Source organism: Stenotrophomonas sp. YJH_SMC_43, assembly GCF_059372535.1.
On sequence record NZ_JCAFVQ010000001.1, the window covers coordinates 1046861 to 1064188 of the forward strand.

Here is a 17328-nt window from a genome sequence, read left to right on the forward strand (position 1 = left end):
CTCTGTCTTGCCGCTGTCACGAAAAACTGTGCGCCGCGTCAAATTTTGAGGTAGTGTCGATTCTGCTGCCGGGGCGCAGCGGGGTGCAAGGCGTCGGGGACTACGCGCCGCACCCGCAATTGAAGCACCAGACATCACAGCGCCGGCGTTGACGCCGGCGTGCATCTCGGGCTTTCAATGAAAAGGGGGTATTCGATGCGCAATGCATGGATCAAACGAAGCAAATGGGTTGCACTGACCCTGGTGGCGGGTGCCGCACTGGCCGCCGCTGCCGTGGGCATACGCAGTACCGGTGCCCAGTCAAAGACCGGCAATCCCTCGGTGGACGCGCGCGCCGGCAATCCGTCCGGGCCTGCGGCACGCGGTCCGGGTAGCGGCTTCGCCGAGCTCTCCAACCGCTATATCGTGGTCTACCGCGAGGAGCCGCTGGCCACCTACAAGGGCGACATCCAGGGCCTCGCGGCACCGGAACGCATGCGCCCATCCGCCAGCGCCGCGCGTGCAGCGGCAGCCACCGGCAATGCGCCGACACCGCGCATCGCTGTAAAGGGGGCACGCTCGCAGGACTATGTGCGCTTCCTCGCTGACCGCCAGGTACAGCACGAGGCCCGCATCAATGCAGCATTGGGTCGCAGCGTAAAGGTCGAACGGCGCATGCAGCATGCGATCAACGCATCGGTGCTGCAGATGAATCCGCAGGAAGCGGAGCGCGTGCGCGCACTTCCCGATGTGCAGCTGGTTGAAGAGTACAGGGAGTATGAGCAGGACACCGACGTCGGACCGGGGTTGATCGGCGCACCTGCGCTGTGGAACGGCACACCTGCGCCGTTCCGTGGCGAAGGTGTGGTGGTCGGCGTCATCGACTCGGGCATCAACTTCGGCAGCCCGGCCTTCACCGCCCGCGCCGAAGATGGTTACGAGCACGTCAATCCGCTGGGCGCAGGCAACTACCTCGGTACCTGCGCGCCGGGCGGCATCGACGAAGGTCGCTGCAACAGCAAGCTGATCGGCGGCTACGACTTCGTCTGCGGTGCGCCGGGCAACCAGTGTGGCGTTGCGGACGTACGCGAGGAGCCTGGATTTGGTGACACCAACGGTCATGGCAGCCATACCGCTTCCACCGCCGCCGGCAACCCGCACACTGCGTCCTACCGTGGCAACCAGATCCACATTTCCGGTGTTGCGCCGCGCGCCAACATCATCGCCTACGACGCCTGCTACACCGAGGTCTCCACCGGGCGCGGCTTCTGCCCGAACACCTCGACGCTGGCAGCGGTCAACCAGGCCCTCGCCGATGGCGTGGTCGACGTCATCAATTACTCCATTGCCGGTGGCACCGCGCCGTGGGGAGAGGCGGTCTCGCTGGCGTTCCTCAACGCATCCGATGCCGGCATCTACGTGGCCACTTCGGCCGGCAACTCCGGCCCAGGTCCGAACACGATGGGCCATCTGGAACCCTGGACCGGCAGCACTGCGGCGGCCACGCATGGCCGCGGCGACATCGTGCTGTTCGCTGCGGTCAGCGGCCCCGGCAGCGTGCCGCCGGCGCTCACTGCCATCCTGCTGACCGAAGGCTCGGGCGGCGTGCCGTTCGCAACGCCGATTCCTGCAACCACGCCGCTGCGTGTCAGTGCAGGCATCGACAGTGCCAACGATGGGTGCGCGCCGTTCCCGGCCAATACCTTCCAGGGCGCCGTTGCGGTGATCCGCCGTGGCTCGTGCAACTTCAGCGACAAGGTCAACAACGCCGCTGCAGCGGGTGCGATCGCCGTGCTGATCGGCAACAACCAGCCGGCCCCCATCCTGCCCAACGTGGCCGGGGCGACCATTCCCGCCTTCGCCATCGACCAGTCGGACGCCAATGCACTGCGGACCTTTGCGTCGAGCGTTGGCAACAACGCAACCGCCGGCATTGCCTATCCGGCCAGCAAGATCAGCAATACGCCGGATGTGCTGGGCGACTTCAGTTCGCGCGGCCCGGCCGGGATCTTTGATCTGGTCAAGCCGGACGTGACCGCCCCGGGTGTGCGTGTGCTGGCCGTGATCGCAGGCAATGAGGTGACCGGCTCGGAGAACGCCGTCGGCCTGATGGACGGCACCTCGATGGCATCACCACATCACGCCGGTGCCGCCGCGCTCCTGCGCCAGGCGCGTCCTGACTGGACCGTGCAGGAGACACGCTCGGCGTTGATGATGACCGCGCGGCAGGAGGTGCTGAAGGAAGATGGCGTCACACCGGCCGACGCATTCGCGATGGGCGCTGGACGCATCCAGGTGGACCAGGCACTGCGCGCAGGGCTGGTGCTCAACGAGACCAAGACCAACTTCCTGGCCGCCAATCCAGCCAATGGGGGTGAAGTGTCGTCGCTCAACATCGCCAGCCTCGGCAAGCGCAGCTGCGCGGACAGCTGCAGCTTCACCCGCGTGTTCCGCAATGTGCTGCCGACCCGGCAGACGTGGACGGCGAAGGTGCAGGGCCTGACCGCGGTTGTCTCGCCATCGGTGTTTACCCTGGCGCCGGGTGAAAGCAAGTCGGTGCGGGTCATCGTCACCACCGGTTCGGTACCGAACGATGGCAGCTGGCGCTTTGCCAGGCTCACCCTCTCACCGCAGGGCGGTGATACCAGCCAGCCACTGCTGCGCCTGCCGATCGCCGTGTCGGTGCCGCCGCCGCAGATCGCCGCCACGCCGCCGACGAACTCGCTGACCCTGCCGGCCGGTGGCAGTGGAACGGTGAACCTGCAGATCGCCAATACCGGCGGCTCACCGCTGGAATGGCAGATCGACAATTCCGGAGTGGGCACCCGCACGCTGGTAGCGCAGGCGCCAAACAACGCCAATGGCCGTCGCTCGACGCGCTTCACCGATGCGGCGACAGTGGGTGCACGTGCACAGCTTGGTGCCGATGATTTCACTCTGGGCGAGGCCACCGGCATTACCCGCATCGTCGCTGACGGCTTCGTCAACGGTGGCTCGCTGGCAACTTCGACCAACATCAACTGGTCGATCTACCGGGATGTTGGCGGCAATCCGGAGGGCAATCCGGAATCGAGCCCGCAGCTGGCGCTGTGGAGCTACACCTCCACCGTCAGCGGTCCGGGCGTAAGAACGTCGGCTACGCTGGCCACCATCAACCTTGACCTGGCCGCTGCAGGCCAGAACGTGAACCTGCCGGCAGGCCGCTACTGGCTGGTGGTCTCGGTGCGCGCGCCGCTGGCTACCAGCTGGTTCTGGTTCAACGCCACCAGCGGCGACAGCGTGTACCGCAGCGCGATCATCAATCCCGATGGCAGCGGTGCCTGGTCCGCCACCGCCGGCGCGCCTGGGTTGGCCTATGGGCTGGGCGGAAGCAATGCGTGCGGCGCCGGCTGGATCGGCACACCGACCCGTGCCCTGGGCCGCATCTCCGCAGGCGGCAGCCAGAGCACGCAGGTGCAGATCAATGCCAGCGGCCTCGCGCCGGGCAGCTATTCGGGCTTCGTCTGTGTCGGCAGCAATGACCCGAGCACGCCGAAGACTGCTGTCCGTGTCGCCTTGACCGTAACGCCGTAAGGCGCCTGCAGCATCCCGGCCGCCCCTGTGCAGGGGCGGCCGGTTTCCCACCGTTTCCGGCGCTTGCCGGGAACCCTTCCTGATGGACCTCGGGGGTACCGTGAAGACGATGCACAAGCACATCCTTGCCGTGGCACTGGCCATGGCAACCGCACCGGCGTGGGCCGGTGATGCCTGCCAGCTGGACGATGGCTTCGGCGGCGTGTCCAACGGTGGCGCCAGCGCCGGTGGTGCCGCCTCGCTGGCGTGCGGCAGTGGTGCCGATGCCAGCGGTGATCTATCGGCGGCCGTCGGAACCGGCGCCAGTGCCAGCGGCACCGGCAGTACGGCGATCGGCGCAGCCAGCAGCGCCTCCGGCGACCAGAGCGCCGCCGTGGGCGTGGGTGCTTCCGCCTCCGGCGCCAACAGTGCGGCGATCGGCGACAGCGCCACCGCCAGTGGTGACTTCAGCAGTGCCAGTGGCTCGGGCAGCTCCGCAACGGGCTCGTTCTCCACCGCGTCAGGCGCTGGCAGCAACGCCACGGGCGAAAACAGCACCGCGCTCGGCAGCTTGTCCGAAGCCAGTGGCAACAACAGCAGTGCCGTGGGCAATGGTGCCATCGCTTCTGCAAACGACAGCGTTGCACTGGGCAATGGCTCCGTCGCCGACCGTGCCAACTCGGTATCGGTAGGCAGCGCCGGCAACGAACGCCAGTTGACCAACGTGGCCGCCGCCACGCAGGGCACCGATGCGGTGAACCTCAATCAGATGAATACCGCCAACGCCAATACGCTGACTTCGGCCAACAGCTATGCCGATGCGCGGGCCACGGCGACCATCAACTCCGTCAACGCCTACACCGACGCGAGCAGCGCCGCGGCAGTGACGACCTCAAAGGCCTATACCGATGCCAGCAGCGCCGCGGCAGTGACGACCTCAAAGGCCTATACCGATGCCAGCAGCGCAACCACGCTCTCCTCGGCCAACTCCTATACCGATACGAAGTCCGCGCAGGCGGTGACGACGGCCAATGCCTACACCGACCAGCGCCTGGCGCAGTTCGCGCTGGACAACAACGGGCTGAAGCAGGAGATGGAACGCCGCCTGCGTCATCAGGACCAGCGGATCGATCGCATGGGCGCGATGAGCTCGGCGATGTTGAACATGGCCATCAACGCCGCCGGCTCACAGAGCCCGCGCGGTCGCATTTCGGTGGGTGCCGGCTTCCAGGGCGGCGAGCAGGCGCTGTCGATCGGATACGGTAAACGGATCGGCGAGCGTGCTTCCTTCTCGCTGGGTGGTGCCTTCAGCAATGGCGAGAGGTCTGCCGGCATGGGCTTCGGCGTAGACCTGTAAGGCAATGCAGGGCAGGGGGCGTGCAGCGCCCCCTGTTCAGCCAACAAGCGCTGCGAACGTGCAGCAAACGTCATGCTGCGTCGCAAGGTGCCACGCACCATTCGCACTGGTACGGTCCAACCCGTTGCACCACCACCGACGGGGAGAGACGACGATGCGCAAGGTATTGCTGCTGTTGATCCTGCTGACCGGCCTGGCGCCCACTGCCTGGGCCGCGACGGTCAAGACCACCCATCGCACCATTGCCGGCTGGGATGGAACGCCTCTCGGGGCCTTCGTCATCGAACCGCAGGATGCGGGCGGCGGGCGCTATCCGCTGCTGGTGATGCCCAGCAGCTGGGCGGTGCCCAGCGTGGAGTACGTGGGGGTGGCGCAGTCGCTGGCACAGCGCGGCTATGTGGTGATCAGCTACAGCTCGCGTGGCTTCTGGGAATCCGGCGGCAGCATCGACATCGCCGGGCCCTCCACGGTGGAGGATGTCAGCGCGCTGATCGACTGGGCGCTGGACAACACCCGCGCTGACCCGGACCGGATCGGCGTTTCGGGCATCTCCTACGGTGCGGGCACCAGCCTGCTGGCGGCGGCACGCGATCCGCGCATCAAGGCCGTGGCCGCGCTCAGTGGCTGGGCCGATCTGCAGGCCTCGCTGTACAGCAACGACACCCCGAGCGCGCAGGGCATCGCACTGCTGGTTGCGGCCGGCCTGGTGACCGGACGCCCTGGCGCGGAGCTGGCCACGATCAACCGCAATGTTCTGGCGGGCAACTACCAGGGCGCGGTGGATTCGCTGTTGCCGGTGGCGGCGCAGCGCAGTCCCGCGGCCAGCATCGACGAGATCAACGCCAACCAGCCGGCGGTGTTCCTGGCCAACGCCTTCAACGACAGCCTGTTCCCGCCGGGCCAGCTGGTTGATTTCTTCAACCTGCTGAAAGGCCCGAAGCAGCTGCAGCTGCGCCACGGTGACCACGCGCTCAACGAAGCGCTCGGTGCACTGGGCATTCCCAACGAAGTCTATGACCAGGTGGGTGACTGGTTCGATCACTATCTGAAGGCAGTGGCCAACGGCATCGACCGCCAGCCGGCGGTGCAGCTGAAGTCACAGAAGGGCAGCTGGAGCAGTTACCCGGACTGGCAGGCGACCAGCAAGGGTGCGGTCAGCTACGTCCTGACCGCACCCTCTGGTTTGCTGCTGCCGACCGGCGGCCTGGCCGAGCACGGTGGCGGCACCGGCTGGAACTACCGCATCGGCAGCGGTTTGCTGACTGCGGCCAATTCCGGCGTGGCGATGGCCTCCGGCGCGCTGCAGATGATCAACCTGCCGCCGGGTGCCTACGTACCGTTTGTTGGCCGCAGTGCCGCCGGTGTCTGGCAGGGGCCGATCCAGTGGAGCGCCAAACGCCTGGACGGTGCGCCGGAAGTGCGCCTGACGGTCACGCCCAGCCGTGCCAACACCACGCTGTACGCCTACCTGTACGCCGAGGATGTGCTGGGCAATGGTCAGTTGATCAGCCACAAGCCGTACACCTTGCGCGGTGCCACGCCGGGCCAGGCGAAAACGCTCGACCTGCGGCTGGAAGCGAGCAGCTGGAACCTTCCAGCCGGCAGCCGCCTGACCTTGGTGGTCGATACCGTGGACCTGCGCTATGCGGGCATCAGCCAGCTGGGTGGGGCGGTGACCTTCAGCTCGCCAGCCAATGCGCCGTCGGTGCTGAAAGTGCCGCTGCATTGATGTGCGGCCGCGCCCGTTGCGGCGGGCGCGGTACACCGGGCCGGAAAACTGCGAGACTCGTGTTTGTCCCGGCAAACGGATGAATCCATGGTCATTGCATGGCTGCTGCTCGGTGCGGTGCTCGCGGCACCCACCGAGAAAGGTGCGCCGATCGATTGGCCGGACACGCTGTTGAAGGATCTGGACGCTGCCGACGCCGCCCTGCGTGGCAGTCATCCGGGCGCAGTGGATCTGCGGAATCCCGGGTTCGGCGCGCAGCTCGACGAGGCCCAGGCGCTTGCACGTTCGCGTGCAGGTCGGGTCACCAACTACCAGGGCTACTGGTGGGCGATGAAAGGCTATGCGGCGTTCTTCAACGATGGGCATGTCAGCCTCAACGCGCTTGCCGACGCTCCCGATGTTCCAACGCAGTGGCCCGGGTTCCTGACCGGTTTCGACGGCGATGCGCAGTTGGTCATGACCGTGCATGGTGGCCATGGCCATCCGCCACTTGGGGCGCGATTGCTGTCCTGTGATGGCATCGATGCACAGACGCTGGCTGCGCGCCGGATCGGGGACTTCAGCGGGCGCTGGAACCTGCAGGCCAGCCGCATCCACGGCGGTGGCGAAGTGCTGCTGGAGCAGGGCAATCCGTTCGTGCCCACGCTGAACGCCTGCGTCTTCCAGGTAGATGGACGCGAGAAATCCTACGCACTGCAGTGGCAACCACTGCAGGCGGCACAGCGCAAGGAGCGTCTGGCCGACACCCGGCGCAGCTTCCGCCCGGCGAACGGCTGGCGCATCATGCCCGATGGCGGCTACTGGATCACCACCAGCAGCTTCAATGCCGACCCCACGGAGCAGAACTTCAAGGAACTGACCGCCCTGCTTGAGCAGCTTGCTCCGAAAGCCGAAGCCCTGCAGCAGGCACCGTCGGTGGTGCTGGACGTGCGTGGCAACAGCGGCGGAGCTTCGCAATGGAGCATCGAACTGGCGCGATTGATCTGGGGCCGGGCCGCCGTGGACGTGCTGCCCGACCCCAGCTGGGTGGAGTGGCGGACCTCCGAGGCCAACATCGCCCAGTTGCGCAGCTTCCTGCAGAAGCTGGTGCAGGCGCCCGACGCGTCGCCAGAGCTGCGTCGCATGCTGGAGTCGGTGACGGCGGGCATGGCACAGGCACGCGGCCGGGGTGAGGCGTTGTGGCGCGAGCCGTCCGAGGCCAGCGCAGATACAGCACCAACCTCAGGCCCGGCCGCACCGCTGCGCAAGGGCAGGGTGGTGATCGTGGCTGATGCAGCCTGTGGTTCGGCCTGCCTGGATGCGCTGGACCTGTGGAAGCGGTTGGGCGCGGTGCAGGTGGGCGTCGAGACATCGGCCGACAGTCTCTACATGGACGTGCGGCCAGAGCGGCTGCCAAGCGGGCTGGCCAGGATTTCGGTGCCGATGAAGGTGTTCCGGGGGCGGGTGCGTGGTTCGAACGAACCACACGTGCCCGATCATCGCTATACCGGCGACATGCGGGACACCGCAGCACTTGAGGCGTGGATCTCCGGACGATGATCCCGTCCTGGTGGCGTACCGGTGAAGCAGTTCCGGCGCATTAAACCTTTTCACCGGCAGCTGCATCCAACCCGCAATGAGCCCGGCAACCGCTGCTGCAGCTCTACTGACCGAAGGAGCCCTCGGATGTGCGAACTGCCTCGTACTGCGCTTCAATGCGCGATGTTGATCATGCTGGTGCCTTTCGCAGCAGGTGCTGCGGTCACCGAAGTTCCGTTCGAGCTGGGCAAGGATCACCGGATCTACGTGGAGGGTACGATCAACGGCTCGCGACCACTGCGCCTTCTCGTCGATACAGGCGCGTCGGCCATCGCCGTTGCCAGGCGCATCCAGCAGGACGCGAAGCTGGTCATTGACGACCAGAGTGAGAACACCGGTTCCGATGGCGTCACGCTTCTCGACTACAGCACGCACAACGCCGTGCAGATCGGCGGCGTGCAGCGACCGATGGGGGCCGTGGTGATCGACTACACGGGGCGCCCCTTCGATGCAGTACTGGGCTGGACCTTCTTCCAGGGCAAGGTGCTGGAGATCGACTACGACCGCAGCCTGCTGCGCGTGCACGACGATGTTCCCGACCTTGCGGGGTATATCCGGGCCAACGTGCGCTGGATCGACAATATCCCAGCCATCCAGGTCACGCTCGGCAACGGCAGCAGCACTTTCGCACCCTGGCTTACCCTGGACACCGGCAGCAACGGCAACATCGACCTGTCCTACGCCTTCGGCAGCGCCCACCGCCTGCAGGAAGCGTTTCCGGAACGACTTGGAACATCACAGTTCAGCGGCAGCGCGGGCCGGAAGATACGCGCGGTGGATGTGCGTGTGCCCGAAGCCAGCATTTCGACCCTGCAACTGAAAGGGCAGAAAGCCTCGATCACTGTCGATGACGAAGGCTCCACGGACGACGGGACGCTTGGCAGCGAAGTGCTGCAGCAGTTCAATATCCTGCTGGATGCCCGTTCCGGCAGCATCTTTCTGCGCCCCAATCGTCGCTTCGTCACCGCGCCGGCGGAGTGATCACGCGCGTTCAGCGCCGGACATCCGCGCCTGCATTGCCCAGCAGAGCCAGCACCTGCGCCTCCGCTACCGGGCTGAAGTCGCCGGGAATGGCGTGCTTCAACGCGCCCGCAGCCAGTCCGAAGTGTACGGTGCCTTCTGCGTCGAGCCCGGACAGCAATCCGTGCAGGATGCCGGCGGCAAAGGCATCGCCACCACCGATGCGATCAACGATACCGGGCAGCAGGCGCGGTGGTGCCTGCGCCCGCGTGCCGTCGCGCCCAAGCAGCAGCGCGCCCAGGATGTGATGATCTGCACTCACCACGTTGCGCTGGGTGCAGGCCAGCCACTGCAGGTGCGGGAAGGTGGCAAACGCGGCCGCCGCAGCGGCTTCGGTTCGGGCGACCGCATCGTCCTGCGGAAAGTGCAGCCCCAGCACCAGTTCGATGTCCCGATGATCGGCAAACGCAATGTCGGCCTCGGCGAAGATCTCACGCAGGATCGCCGCTGCGTCGCCACCCCAGCGTCGCCACAGTGAGGGACGGTAATTGCCGTCGAAGGACACCTGGACGCCGGCCGCGCGAGCCGCACGCACGGCCCCCCGCACCGTCTCGGCCACGTTGGCACCCAGCGCCGGACTCACGCCCGAGACATGCAGCAGGTGCGCGCCGGACAGCAGAGTGGGCCACGCATGATCCTTGGCACTGCTGTTTGCGAATGCAGAACCCGCCCGGTCATACACCACTTCACTGGCGCGCTGCACCGCACCGGTGGCCAGGAAATACAGGCCCATGCGGTCACCCTCCACTTCACGCACGCCGGCCACGCCCACGCCATGCCGCCGCAGCTCGGCCACCGCATGCCGGCCCAACGCGTTGCCGGCTACCGTGCTGACCATCTGCACGTCATGGCCTAGGCAGGCCAGCGAGACGGCCACATTGGCCTCGGCGCCCCCCACATGGACCTGCAGCTGCGGCGTCTGCAGCAGCAGTTCACGGCCGGGTGCGCCCAGGCGCAGCAGCAATTCACCGAAACAAACGACGCGGCTCATCGGTTCTCTCTTAGTCGGTGGCGGTGCAGCCCAGCATGCGCAGATCGATGGCATCGGCCATGCGCCGGTAGCCTTCGTCGTTGGGGTGCAGGTGGTCGTGGGTGATGTCGGCCGGCAGTGACTCGGGCAGCTTCGGATCACGCAGCGCGGCATCGAAATCGATGATGCCATCGAACCCGGTCTGCCCACCGCGCGCCCACTGGTTGATCGTGGTGCGGGTGGCTGCGGACACGGGCTCGTAGCGCTCGGAGCCGCCAAATGGGGTCAACGTACCCAGCCAGGCGCGGATGCCGTGCGTATGCAGCCGCGCCGCAACCTGCTGATAGCCCAGCAGCATGTCCTCCGCGTTGCGTCCAGGCAGCGGCTGCGCGCCACCACCGTGGCGGATGTCATTGATGCCCTCGAACAGGATCACCTGATCGGCATCGGCCGCCGCGATCACATCGCGATCCAATCGTGACAGGGCGCTGTGGCTGCGGCCATGGTCAAGCAGCTTGTTGCCGCTGATGCCCTGGTTGAGCACCACGAACCGGTTCGGGCAGGCCTGCTGCAGCCGCTGCGCCAGGCGCTCTGGCCACTGGTTGAAGGTGCCGCGACGGGCCGTGGCGCCTTCCGTGATGGAATCGCCCAGCGCCACGATCACCTGGGGACGATCATCACGCTGCACCATCACCGCCGAGAACACGTTCTGCTGGTAGCTCAGCCGCACGCTGTCGGCAACGGTTGCCTGCCTGCCGTCCGCTACCCGCAGCTCGGTGCGGCGCACGGCGGGATGGGTGGGCTGCGGGAAATAGGCACTCACGCTGATTTCCTGCAGCGCCGCCACCGGCATCCGCACCGGATCGCTCAGCAGCGCGGCACCCACCGGCACCTCGACGACCGCGCGGCCATCCACCGTTAACGGCAGTGGTGCGGCCTTGCTGTTCTTCACTCCCACGCGCAGGTCCTCGACCCGCAAGGGGGCCGTGCCGAGCTCGTTGCTTATACGCAGGCGCAATGCATCCCCGCGGCTGCCGACGCGGATGTCCTGGCGCACGGTCTGTGCGGCGAACTGTACCGGCGCATCGGGCGTTCCGTCCTTGCGGTCGGGCGCGGGCGCGGCCGTCCAGGCAGTGACCCACACGGGTGAGGCCCACACAGCAGGCGCCGTCATGGCGGAGCAGAGCGTCAATGAGAACAGAAGTGTCCAGCGCTGCATGGGCAGGATTCCAGTCAGGAGAAGTAGGTGCCGCCGTTGACGTCCAGATTCGCACCGGTGATGAACGCCGCCGCATCCGAGGCCAGGAATACAGCAGCGTCAGCGGCTTCGTCCGGCGCACCCTGGCGGCGCAGCGGGGTGGCGCCGGCAACGGCCGTGCGCACTTCAGGCTTGGTGAACTCGTCGTGGAAGCGGGTGGCGATCATGCCGCAGCACAGTGCGTTCACCCGGATACCCTTCGGCCCCAGCTCCTTGGCCATGGCGCGGGTGAAGGTCATCACCGCCGCCTTGGCGGTGGCGTAGATCGATGCGCCCGGGCCGCCACCATCACGCCCTGCCTGCGAGGCGAAGTTGACGATGGCCGCGCCTTCGCGCATGTGCGGCACCACCGCGTGCGTGGTGAGATAGGTGGAGGTGATGTTGAGGTCCATCACCGTGTGGAAGAACGCCGGGTCGATCTCGGCCAGCGGGCGACGCTGCACCATGCCACCGGCCACGTTCACCAGCAGGTCGATGCGCTCACCGAACGCGGCCTGTGCCGCAGCGACCAGGCCGGCGACGGCAGCGGCATCGGTGACGTCGGCGCGATGCACGATGGCCTGGCCACCGGCCGCCTGGATCTGTGCCAGCGTTTCCTGGGCACTGGCTTCATCATTGGCGTAGTTGATGCAGACGCGTGCACCGGCGGCAGCCAGTTTGATCGAAACGGCGCGGCCGATATCGCGGCCACCGCCGGTGACAATGGCCACCTTGTCCTGGAACGACATGCGGAAAACTCCTTGGTTTGCGGGGGAATGGATGTACTTGGAAAAGAAGGTGACCCAGGCTCAGCCGCCGCGGCGGTCGAGCTTCTGGATAGGCCCGGTCCACCCCCACAGCGCAGCCAGCGACAGCGGCACCAGCGCGGCAACGAGGATGAAGATCGGGGCGTAGGAGTGGCGGGTCAGCACCGGCACCAGCCAGGTGGTGATCAAGGTGCCGGCCACGGCGGCCAGGCCCCCCAAGCCCGCCAGCGTGCCCACCGAGCGGCCGTCGAACAGATCGCCGGGGAGGGTCTGGATGTTGCCGATGGCCACCTGGAAGCCGAACAGCACGGCGGCGATCGCCAGCACCGCCAGTAGCGGCTGGTTGGCCAGCACGGCAGCCAGCAGGGCAGGGGCCATGATCACGCAGCCCAGCGTGATGGCCAGCTTGCGGGCGCGGTCCACGCTGTGCCCGGCGCGGATCATCCGCCCGGACAGCCAACCGCCGCTGAGGCTGCCCAGCATCGCGCCGACAAACGGCACCCAGGCGAACAGGCCGATCTGCTTGATGTCGAAGCCGAAGGTTTCGGCCAGGTAGATCGGCAGCCAGGACACGAACAACCACCAGATCGGGTCCAGCAGGAAGCGGCAGGCGAGCATGCCCCAGCTCTGCCGATGGGCCAGCAGCGAACGCACGCTCACCTTCGGCGCGGCGACATCCTGCTGCCCGGTCTGGTCTTCCATGATCAAGCGGCGTTCCGCATCGCTTACCCACGGGTGCTTGTCCGGCCCGGCGCGGTAGACAAACAGCCATGGCAGCAGCCACAGGAAGCCGATCGCACCGACCAGCACGAAGGTGCCGCGCCAGCCCAGCCACAGGTACAGGCCGGCGATGGCCGGTGCGGAGACAATCGCGCCGATCGACGCACCTGCGTTGAACACGCCCTGCGCCAATGCGCGCTCGCGTGCCGGGAACCACTCGGCATTGGCCTTGACCGCGCCGGGCCAGGCACCGGCCTCGCTGATGCCGAGCATCGCCCGCACCAGGCTGAAGGACAGCATCGAATGGGTGACCGAATGCAGGGCGATGGAGATCGACCACACGCTGATCGACAGAGCGAAACCCAGGCGCGTTCCGATCATGTCGAACAGGCGCCCGAACAGGAACTGGCCGGCGGCATAGAACAGCATGAACACCGTCACCAGCAGCGCGTAGTCATCCTTGGTCGCGCCCACTTCCCTGGCGATTTCCGGCCACATCACCGCCAGTGCGTTGCGGTCGATGTAGTTGATGACCGTAGCCACGGCGATCAGGCCCACGATCAGCCAGCGCACTGTTGAACGCACCGGCACCTTGCGCAGGTTGGCCACCACCGCAGGGCCGTTCATTTCGCGTCATCCTTGCTGCGGTCCATGCGCGCGTGGCTGCCGCTCCAGCCGTAGGCATGCCCGTCGACGGTCACGCTGTGCTCGCCCTTGGCGCTGCTGTCATCGGCCACGCCCAGCGCGATGCGGGCTCCACTGGCAAGGCGCAGTTCGATCACCTCGGCATCGCTGCCACGGGTGCGCACGATGTCCTTGATGCGGCTGTCGGCGCCGTGCACGTACTCGGCGGTGCCGTTGTACTCGCCGTGCGGCTCCAGCACGCTGAAGAAGGTCACGTCCTTCTGGCCTTCCACGCGCTGCAGCAGGGCCGGTTCGCGGCGCAGGTTGAATTCCGGGTCGTTGGCACCGCTTTCCACCAGCAGCGCCTGCGCGGGTGCGCTGCTGCCGAAGCGGTAGGTGTAGAAGCGGCCGTCCAGCAGCCAGGCCAGCGAACGCGGTTCGCTGCCGGGTTTGCTGCGTGCATCCAGCCACAGGTGCTGGTAGCCGTTGTCCTTGCCCAGCACCGGGCGCTGGGCGGGGAAGTGTTCGGCCTCGAAGCCGGTGGTGACGATGTGACCGTTGAAGTGCAGCGGCAGGTCGTAGCGCGCGGCCTTGTTACCGTGCACCTGCAACAGATCCAGCACCACTGGCAGACCCAGGTCGGGGTGGCGCAGCAGCGCCTGGGTGCGGGTGAAGATCACGCCTGGATACGCATCGCGCATGGTTGCCGAGGCGACCTGGGTATCGGCATCGGCCTGGAAGAAGCGCACCTGCGGCGCGTGTTCCTCGCCGCGTTTCCAGTCGCCCTTGAAGTGGCTCTGCTCGTCCACCACCAGGGTGTTGTGAGCCACGGTCTGCTTGGCCCAGCTGCGGTTCTCAGCCAGGTAGATGCCGCCGCGCTTGGCTTCCACGTTGAGGAAGCGGGCCGCGCCGTAGTCGGTCACCACTGGATTGCCGTTGTCGTAGAACAGCCAATTGAGCTTGTCGAAGTGGCCGTGGCCCATGCCCTGCATGGTGTCCTTCTGCACCAGCGCCTGGCCGCGCTCGCCGTTCATGCGCAGAATGGCCAAGCCGCCGCGGTCGCCGTCAGGGCCGTCGCGCAGCAGCATCGGCCTGTAGTCGAAAGGTTTGGCCTTGTTCGCCGCCAGCGCCTGCGCCACCTCCAGCCCTTCGGGCGAAAGCAGCAGGCGCTTCTGCTGCTGGGTCACGGACAGCAGGCGGTCATCACCGGTACGCGCATAGGCGATGCCGATGCCGGCCACCAGCTCTTCGGTGTCGATGCCTTTGTCCAGGATGGCGTCGTTGATCGGGAAGAACAAGCCGTTGTAACTGGACTGCACCAGCACATCCACGGCCTTCAACAGCACGCCGTCACGGCGCGCGAAGATCTTCCGCTGAGGTTCGTTGCGTTCTATGGCATTGGCGAACAGCAGGAACGGCGCCAGTGCATAGCGCTGGTAGTAGGGGCCTTCCTCGTAGTAACCATCGGGCGAGAACAGCAGGTCGATCTGCCGAAGAAAGCCGAATTGATCGTCCTTCCGACTGCCGCGCAGGGATTTCTCCACCAGCTCAGGGTCGCGCAGCACGTAGCCGGTCATGCCGGTGGCGGCCACCGCCCAGGTGGCGTGGTTGTGGATCTGGTCGTAGTTCTTCGGCTCGCTGACGAGGAACTCGGCCATTGGCCGGAACACCTTCGATTCGATGGTGTTGCGGTCGCTGGCGGACAGCGCGTCGCGGATCGCGTCGTAGCCCTGGATGGCGTTGACCAGCCATACCGAATCGTTGAGCACCTGCCAGAACACGCGCCCGGGGATCTGCCCACGGCCTTCCGGGTGCGGGCCCAGCGTCGGGTAGAGCTGGGCATACTGCAGCAGCATGTCGCGCGCATAGTCCACGTAGGCCCTGTCGCCGGTCAGCCGGTACAGCGTGCCCGCCGCCAGCAGCGCCTGGTAGTTGCGCTTGTGCTGTTCATGGGTGCGCCCGCCGCCCTTGTCCTTGGGTACCGGCACGTCGATACCGGCTTTCATCATCTTCTTCAGCGTCGCCTCGGTGCGCGCCTGTTCCTTGGAAAACCACGGGTAGCGGCGGCCTTCGCTGGCCATCTGCTGCCACTGTGCGGCGGTGACCAGCACCGGCGCGGCCTCGGCCTGTCGCACGGCAGCAGTGGGGGCTGCGAACAGCGATGCGCTCGGCAGCAGGGCGAAGGGGGCGGCCAAAGCCAGGGAAACGAACAGCGGCTGCAACCTCATCGATCAACTCCATTGCGGGTGCGTGACAGGGCAACTTCGCCCACCTTGGGATACCAGGCAACGCCGGTCGCCTCGCGCGCGGTCATCGCCAGGGCAGGATCGGCACCCACGGCGGGCAGGGCAGGCGTGGCAACCCACAATCCGCTATCAGCCTGCTGCAGGCTGACACCACGGCTCTCTACGCCTCCCGGGAACACAGTGCTGGCTGCCGGCGACTGCACGTTGCCACTGAAGTCGATACCGGCCAGCGAACTGGCGGCACTGGGCGGGTTCCTGCTGGTGCGGTTGACGATCAGGTTGCCGGTGAAGCGGCTGTTGCTGGCGGCCACCACGATGCCCTTCGCCTCATCATGGCCGACGCCGAAACTGATCTTCGCCACGTCCACGAAGGTGTTGCGGCTGATCGTGGCATTCACCACCGGCGCATAGCCGGACAGCGGCGGATTGGCCTGCGCATCCATCACCGCCAGTGCCGAACGGTTGCTGGACCCGGCCAGCCGTTCAAAGTAGTTGTTGCTGACGGTCTGGTCGGCGTTGATGATGCGTACGCCGCCGGTGCCGGCCTTGTCGTCGCCGAGGAAGACATTGTCGATCACCCGGTTGCCATTGCCGTGGCGCAGGGTCAGTGCTCCGGCCGAACGATAGAACACGTTGCCGCGGTAGGTATTGCCGCCAGACTTGTTGGAGACGATTTCGGTCTCGCCGTCGCAGCCTTCGAACCAGTTGTTCTCCACCGTGCTGTTGGAATTGCTCAGTGAGGTGTCACTGGTGCCGACGCGAATCGTTTCACCGCCGTTGACGCCCAGCGCTGGGCGTGGGCCGAACCAGTTGTGGTCGATGCGGTGCTGGTTGTCCAGGCCCTGGGTGGCATCGCGCACCACCACCACGGTCGGCCCGGCATTGGTCTTGCCGCGCAGCTGGCTGTGATCGAGGCGGTTGTGGCTGCCATAGAAGGAAACCCAGTAGTCCTGGTCGCTGGCATCGGGGTTGGTGTAGTCGTCGATCACCAGGCCGGTGACGCGGCTGTTGCTGGCGACGGCCTTGCTCGATTCGCGGAATGCCACCACCGCATCACCCGGTGCGTAGCCGTTGCGGAACACCAGGTTGGACACCTGCAGGTAGCTCCCTGCCAGGCGCAGGTCCGAGCGCCCGCTGAAGACGACCTTGCCGGCGGTCTGCGCGCGCAGCACGATCGGGGCATCCGCCGTGCCCTGGCCCTTCAGCAGCAGCCGGGCGTCGGTCCAGGTGCCGTCAGCCAGCACGATCTCATCGCCGGGCTGCAGCGCCGAGGCGGCGGTAGCGAACTCCGCGACATCGTGGACGAGCCAGCTGGCTGCACTTGCTGCCGGAGTGGTCAGGCACATTGCCAGACCAGTGGTCAGGCAAAACAGCCATGAACCAATGGATCGGTGACGGGCCAGCGAGTGAATGCGCATGAAATCCTTCCAGGGACGGCCGGGCCGTCGTTTCAGGGTGGGCCTGCATACCACTTTCAGGTCTGTTGTAAGCCAGCTTTCGCGCAAAGTCATGCTGCAGAAGCACATTAAATTGCGATCAACTGGTATGG

General features: G+C 66.4%; 10 protein-coding genes and 2 pseudogenes. 6 read left to right on the forward strand and 6 right to left on the reverse strand.

The annotated features are described in order from the left end of the window. The first annotated feature begins 195 nt into the window (after positions 1-195). The 6 genes and pseudogenes from AC5QAH_RS04915 to AC5QAH_RS04940 all read left to right on the forward strand — a co-directional run bounded on the left by AC5QAH_RS04915 (position 196) and on the right by AC5QAH_RS04940 (position 9176). The gene (locus tag AC5QAH_RS04915) at positions 196-3552 is read left to right on the forward strand and encodes a S8 family serine peptidase (RefSeq protein WP_071305253.1); all 3357 of its coding nucleotides are present in this window, start codon (positions 196-198) and stop codon (positions 3550-3552) included. Positions 3553-3694: 142 nt separating this feature from the next. Continuing rightward, positions 3695-4354 (forward strand): annotated as a pseudogene (locus AC5QAH_RS04920) (YadA family autotransporter adhesin); the annotation flags it as partial. 294 nt (positions 4355-4648) lie between these two features. Then, positions 4649-4888: pseudogene (locus AC5QAH_RS04925) on the forward strand (YadA-like family protein); the annotation flags it as partial. Positions 4889-5042: 154 nt separating this feature from the next. Then, positions 5043-6617, forward strand: coding sequence for a S15 peptidase family protein (locus tag AC5QAH_RS04930; RefSeq protein WP_495232133.1), 1575 nt, complete (start codon positions 5043-5045; stop codon positions 6615-6617). An 87-nt stretch (positions 6618-6704) separates the two neighbouring features. Next, on the forward strand, positions 6705-8156 hold the full coding sequence (locus tag AC5QAH_RS04935) for a S41 family peptidase (RefSeq protein ID WP_495232134.1): 1452 nt from the start codon (positions 6705-6707) through the stop codon (positions 8154-8156). 126 nt (positions 8157-8282) lie between these two features. Then, positions 8283-9176 (forward strand): aspartyl protease family protein, encoded by an 894-nt coding sequence (locus tag AC5QAH_RS04940; protein ID WP_049455184.1) that lies wholly within the window; start codon positions 8283-8285, stop codon positions 9174-9176. Positions 9177-9186: 10 nt separating this feature from the next. Here AC5QAH_RS04940 and AC5QAH_RS04945 read toward each other — a convergent pair whose 3' ends face one another. From AC5QAH_RS04945 to AC5QAH_RS04970, 6 genes are read right to left on the reverse strand one after another with little or no spacing between them, the layout of a single operon-like run. Further along, on the reverse strand, positions 9187-10206 hold the full coding sequence (locus tag AC5QAH_RS04945) for a PfkB family carbohydrate kinase (RefSeq protein ID WP_049455185.1): 1020 nt from the start codon (positions 10204-10206) through the stop codon (positions 9187-9189). 10 nt (positions 10207-10216) lie between these two features. Beyond that, positions 10217-11404, reverse strand: a complete 1188-nt coding sequence (locus AC5QAH_RS04950; protein WP_049455186.1) for a GDSL-type esterase/lipase family protein — start codon at positions 11402-11404, stop codon at positions 10217-10219. 14 nt (positions 11405-11418) lie between these two features. Next, entirely contained in the window at positions 11419-12171 is a 753-nt protein-coding gene (locus AC5QAH_RS04955) for an SDR family NAD(P)-dependent oxidoreductase (RefSeq protein WP_049409649.1), read from the reverse strand. Between the two features lie 60 nt (positions 12172-12231). Next, a complete protein-coding gene (locus tag AC5QAH_RS04960) occupies positions 12232-13536 on the reverse strand; it encodes an MFS transporter (protein WP_495232135.1) in 1305 nt (434 codons plus the stop codon). Beyond that, complete coding sequence (locus AC5QAH_RS04965; protein WP_495232136.1) at positions 13533-15761, reverse strand: oligoalginate lyase; 2229 nt, start codon at positions 15759-15761, stop codon at positions 13533-13535. Before AC5QAH_RS04965 ends, AC5QAH_RS04960 begins: the two co-directional genes overlap by 4 nt. Beyond that, positions 15758-17197 (reverse strand): polysaccharide lyase 6 family protein, encoded by a 1440-nt coding sequence (locus AC5QAH_RS04970; protein ID WP_495232137.1) that lies wholly within the window; start codon positions 17195-17197, stop codon positions 15758-15760. The genes AC5QAH_RS04965 and AC5QAH_RS04970 overlap by 4 nt, the downstream gene beginning before the upstream one ends. Positions 17198-17328 lie beyond the last annotated feature (131 nt).

What these genes read in the sequence shown, in the direction of transcription:
- AC5QAH_RS04915 (WP_071305253.1), top strand. Translation starts at nt 196, where the DNA reads ATGCGCAATGCATGGATCAAACGAAGCAAATGGGTTGCACTGACCCTG.
- AC5QAH_RS04965 (WP_495232136.1), bottom strand. Translation starts at nt 15,761, where the DNA reads ATGAGGTTGCAGCCGCTGTTCGTTTCCCTGGCTTTGGCCGCCCCCTTC.
- AC5QAH_RS04950 (WP_049455186.1), bottom strand. Translation starts at nt 11,404, where the DNA reads ATGCAGCGCTGGACACTTCTGTTCTCATTGACGCTCTGCTCCGCCATG.
- AC5QAH_RS04935 (WP_495232134.1), top strand. Translation starts at nt 6,705, where the DNA reads ATGGTCATTGCATGGCTGCTGCTCGGTGCGGTGCTCGCGGCACCCACC.
- AC5QAH_RS04960 (WP_495232135.1), bottom strand. Translation starts at nt 13,536, where the DNA reads ATGAACGGCCCTGCGGTGGTGGCCAACCTGCGCAAGGTGCCGGTGCGT.
- AC5QAH_RS04955 (WP_049409649.1), bottom strand. Translation starts at nt 12,171, where the DNA reads ATGTCGTTCCAGGACAAGGTGGCCATTGTCACCGGCGGTGGCCGCGAT.
- AC5QAH_RS04940 (WP_049455184.1), top strand. Translation starts at nt 8,283, where the DNA reads ATGTGCGAACTGCCTCGTACTGCGCTTCAATGCGCGATGTTGATCATG.
- AC5QAH_RS04930 (WP_495232133.1), top strand. Translation starts at nt 5,043, where the DNA reads ATGCGCAAGGTATTGCTGCTGTTGATCCTGCTGACCGGCCTGGCGCCC.
- AC5QAH_RS04970 (WP_495232137.1), bottom strand. Translation starts at nt 17,197, where the DNA reads ATGCGCATTCACTCGCTGGCCCGTCACCGATCCATTGGTTCATGGCTG.
- AC5QAH_RS04945 (WP_049455185.1), bottom strand. Translation starts at nt 10,206, where the DNA reads ATGAGCCGCGTCGTTTGTTTCGGTGAATTGCTGCTGCGCCTGGGCGCA.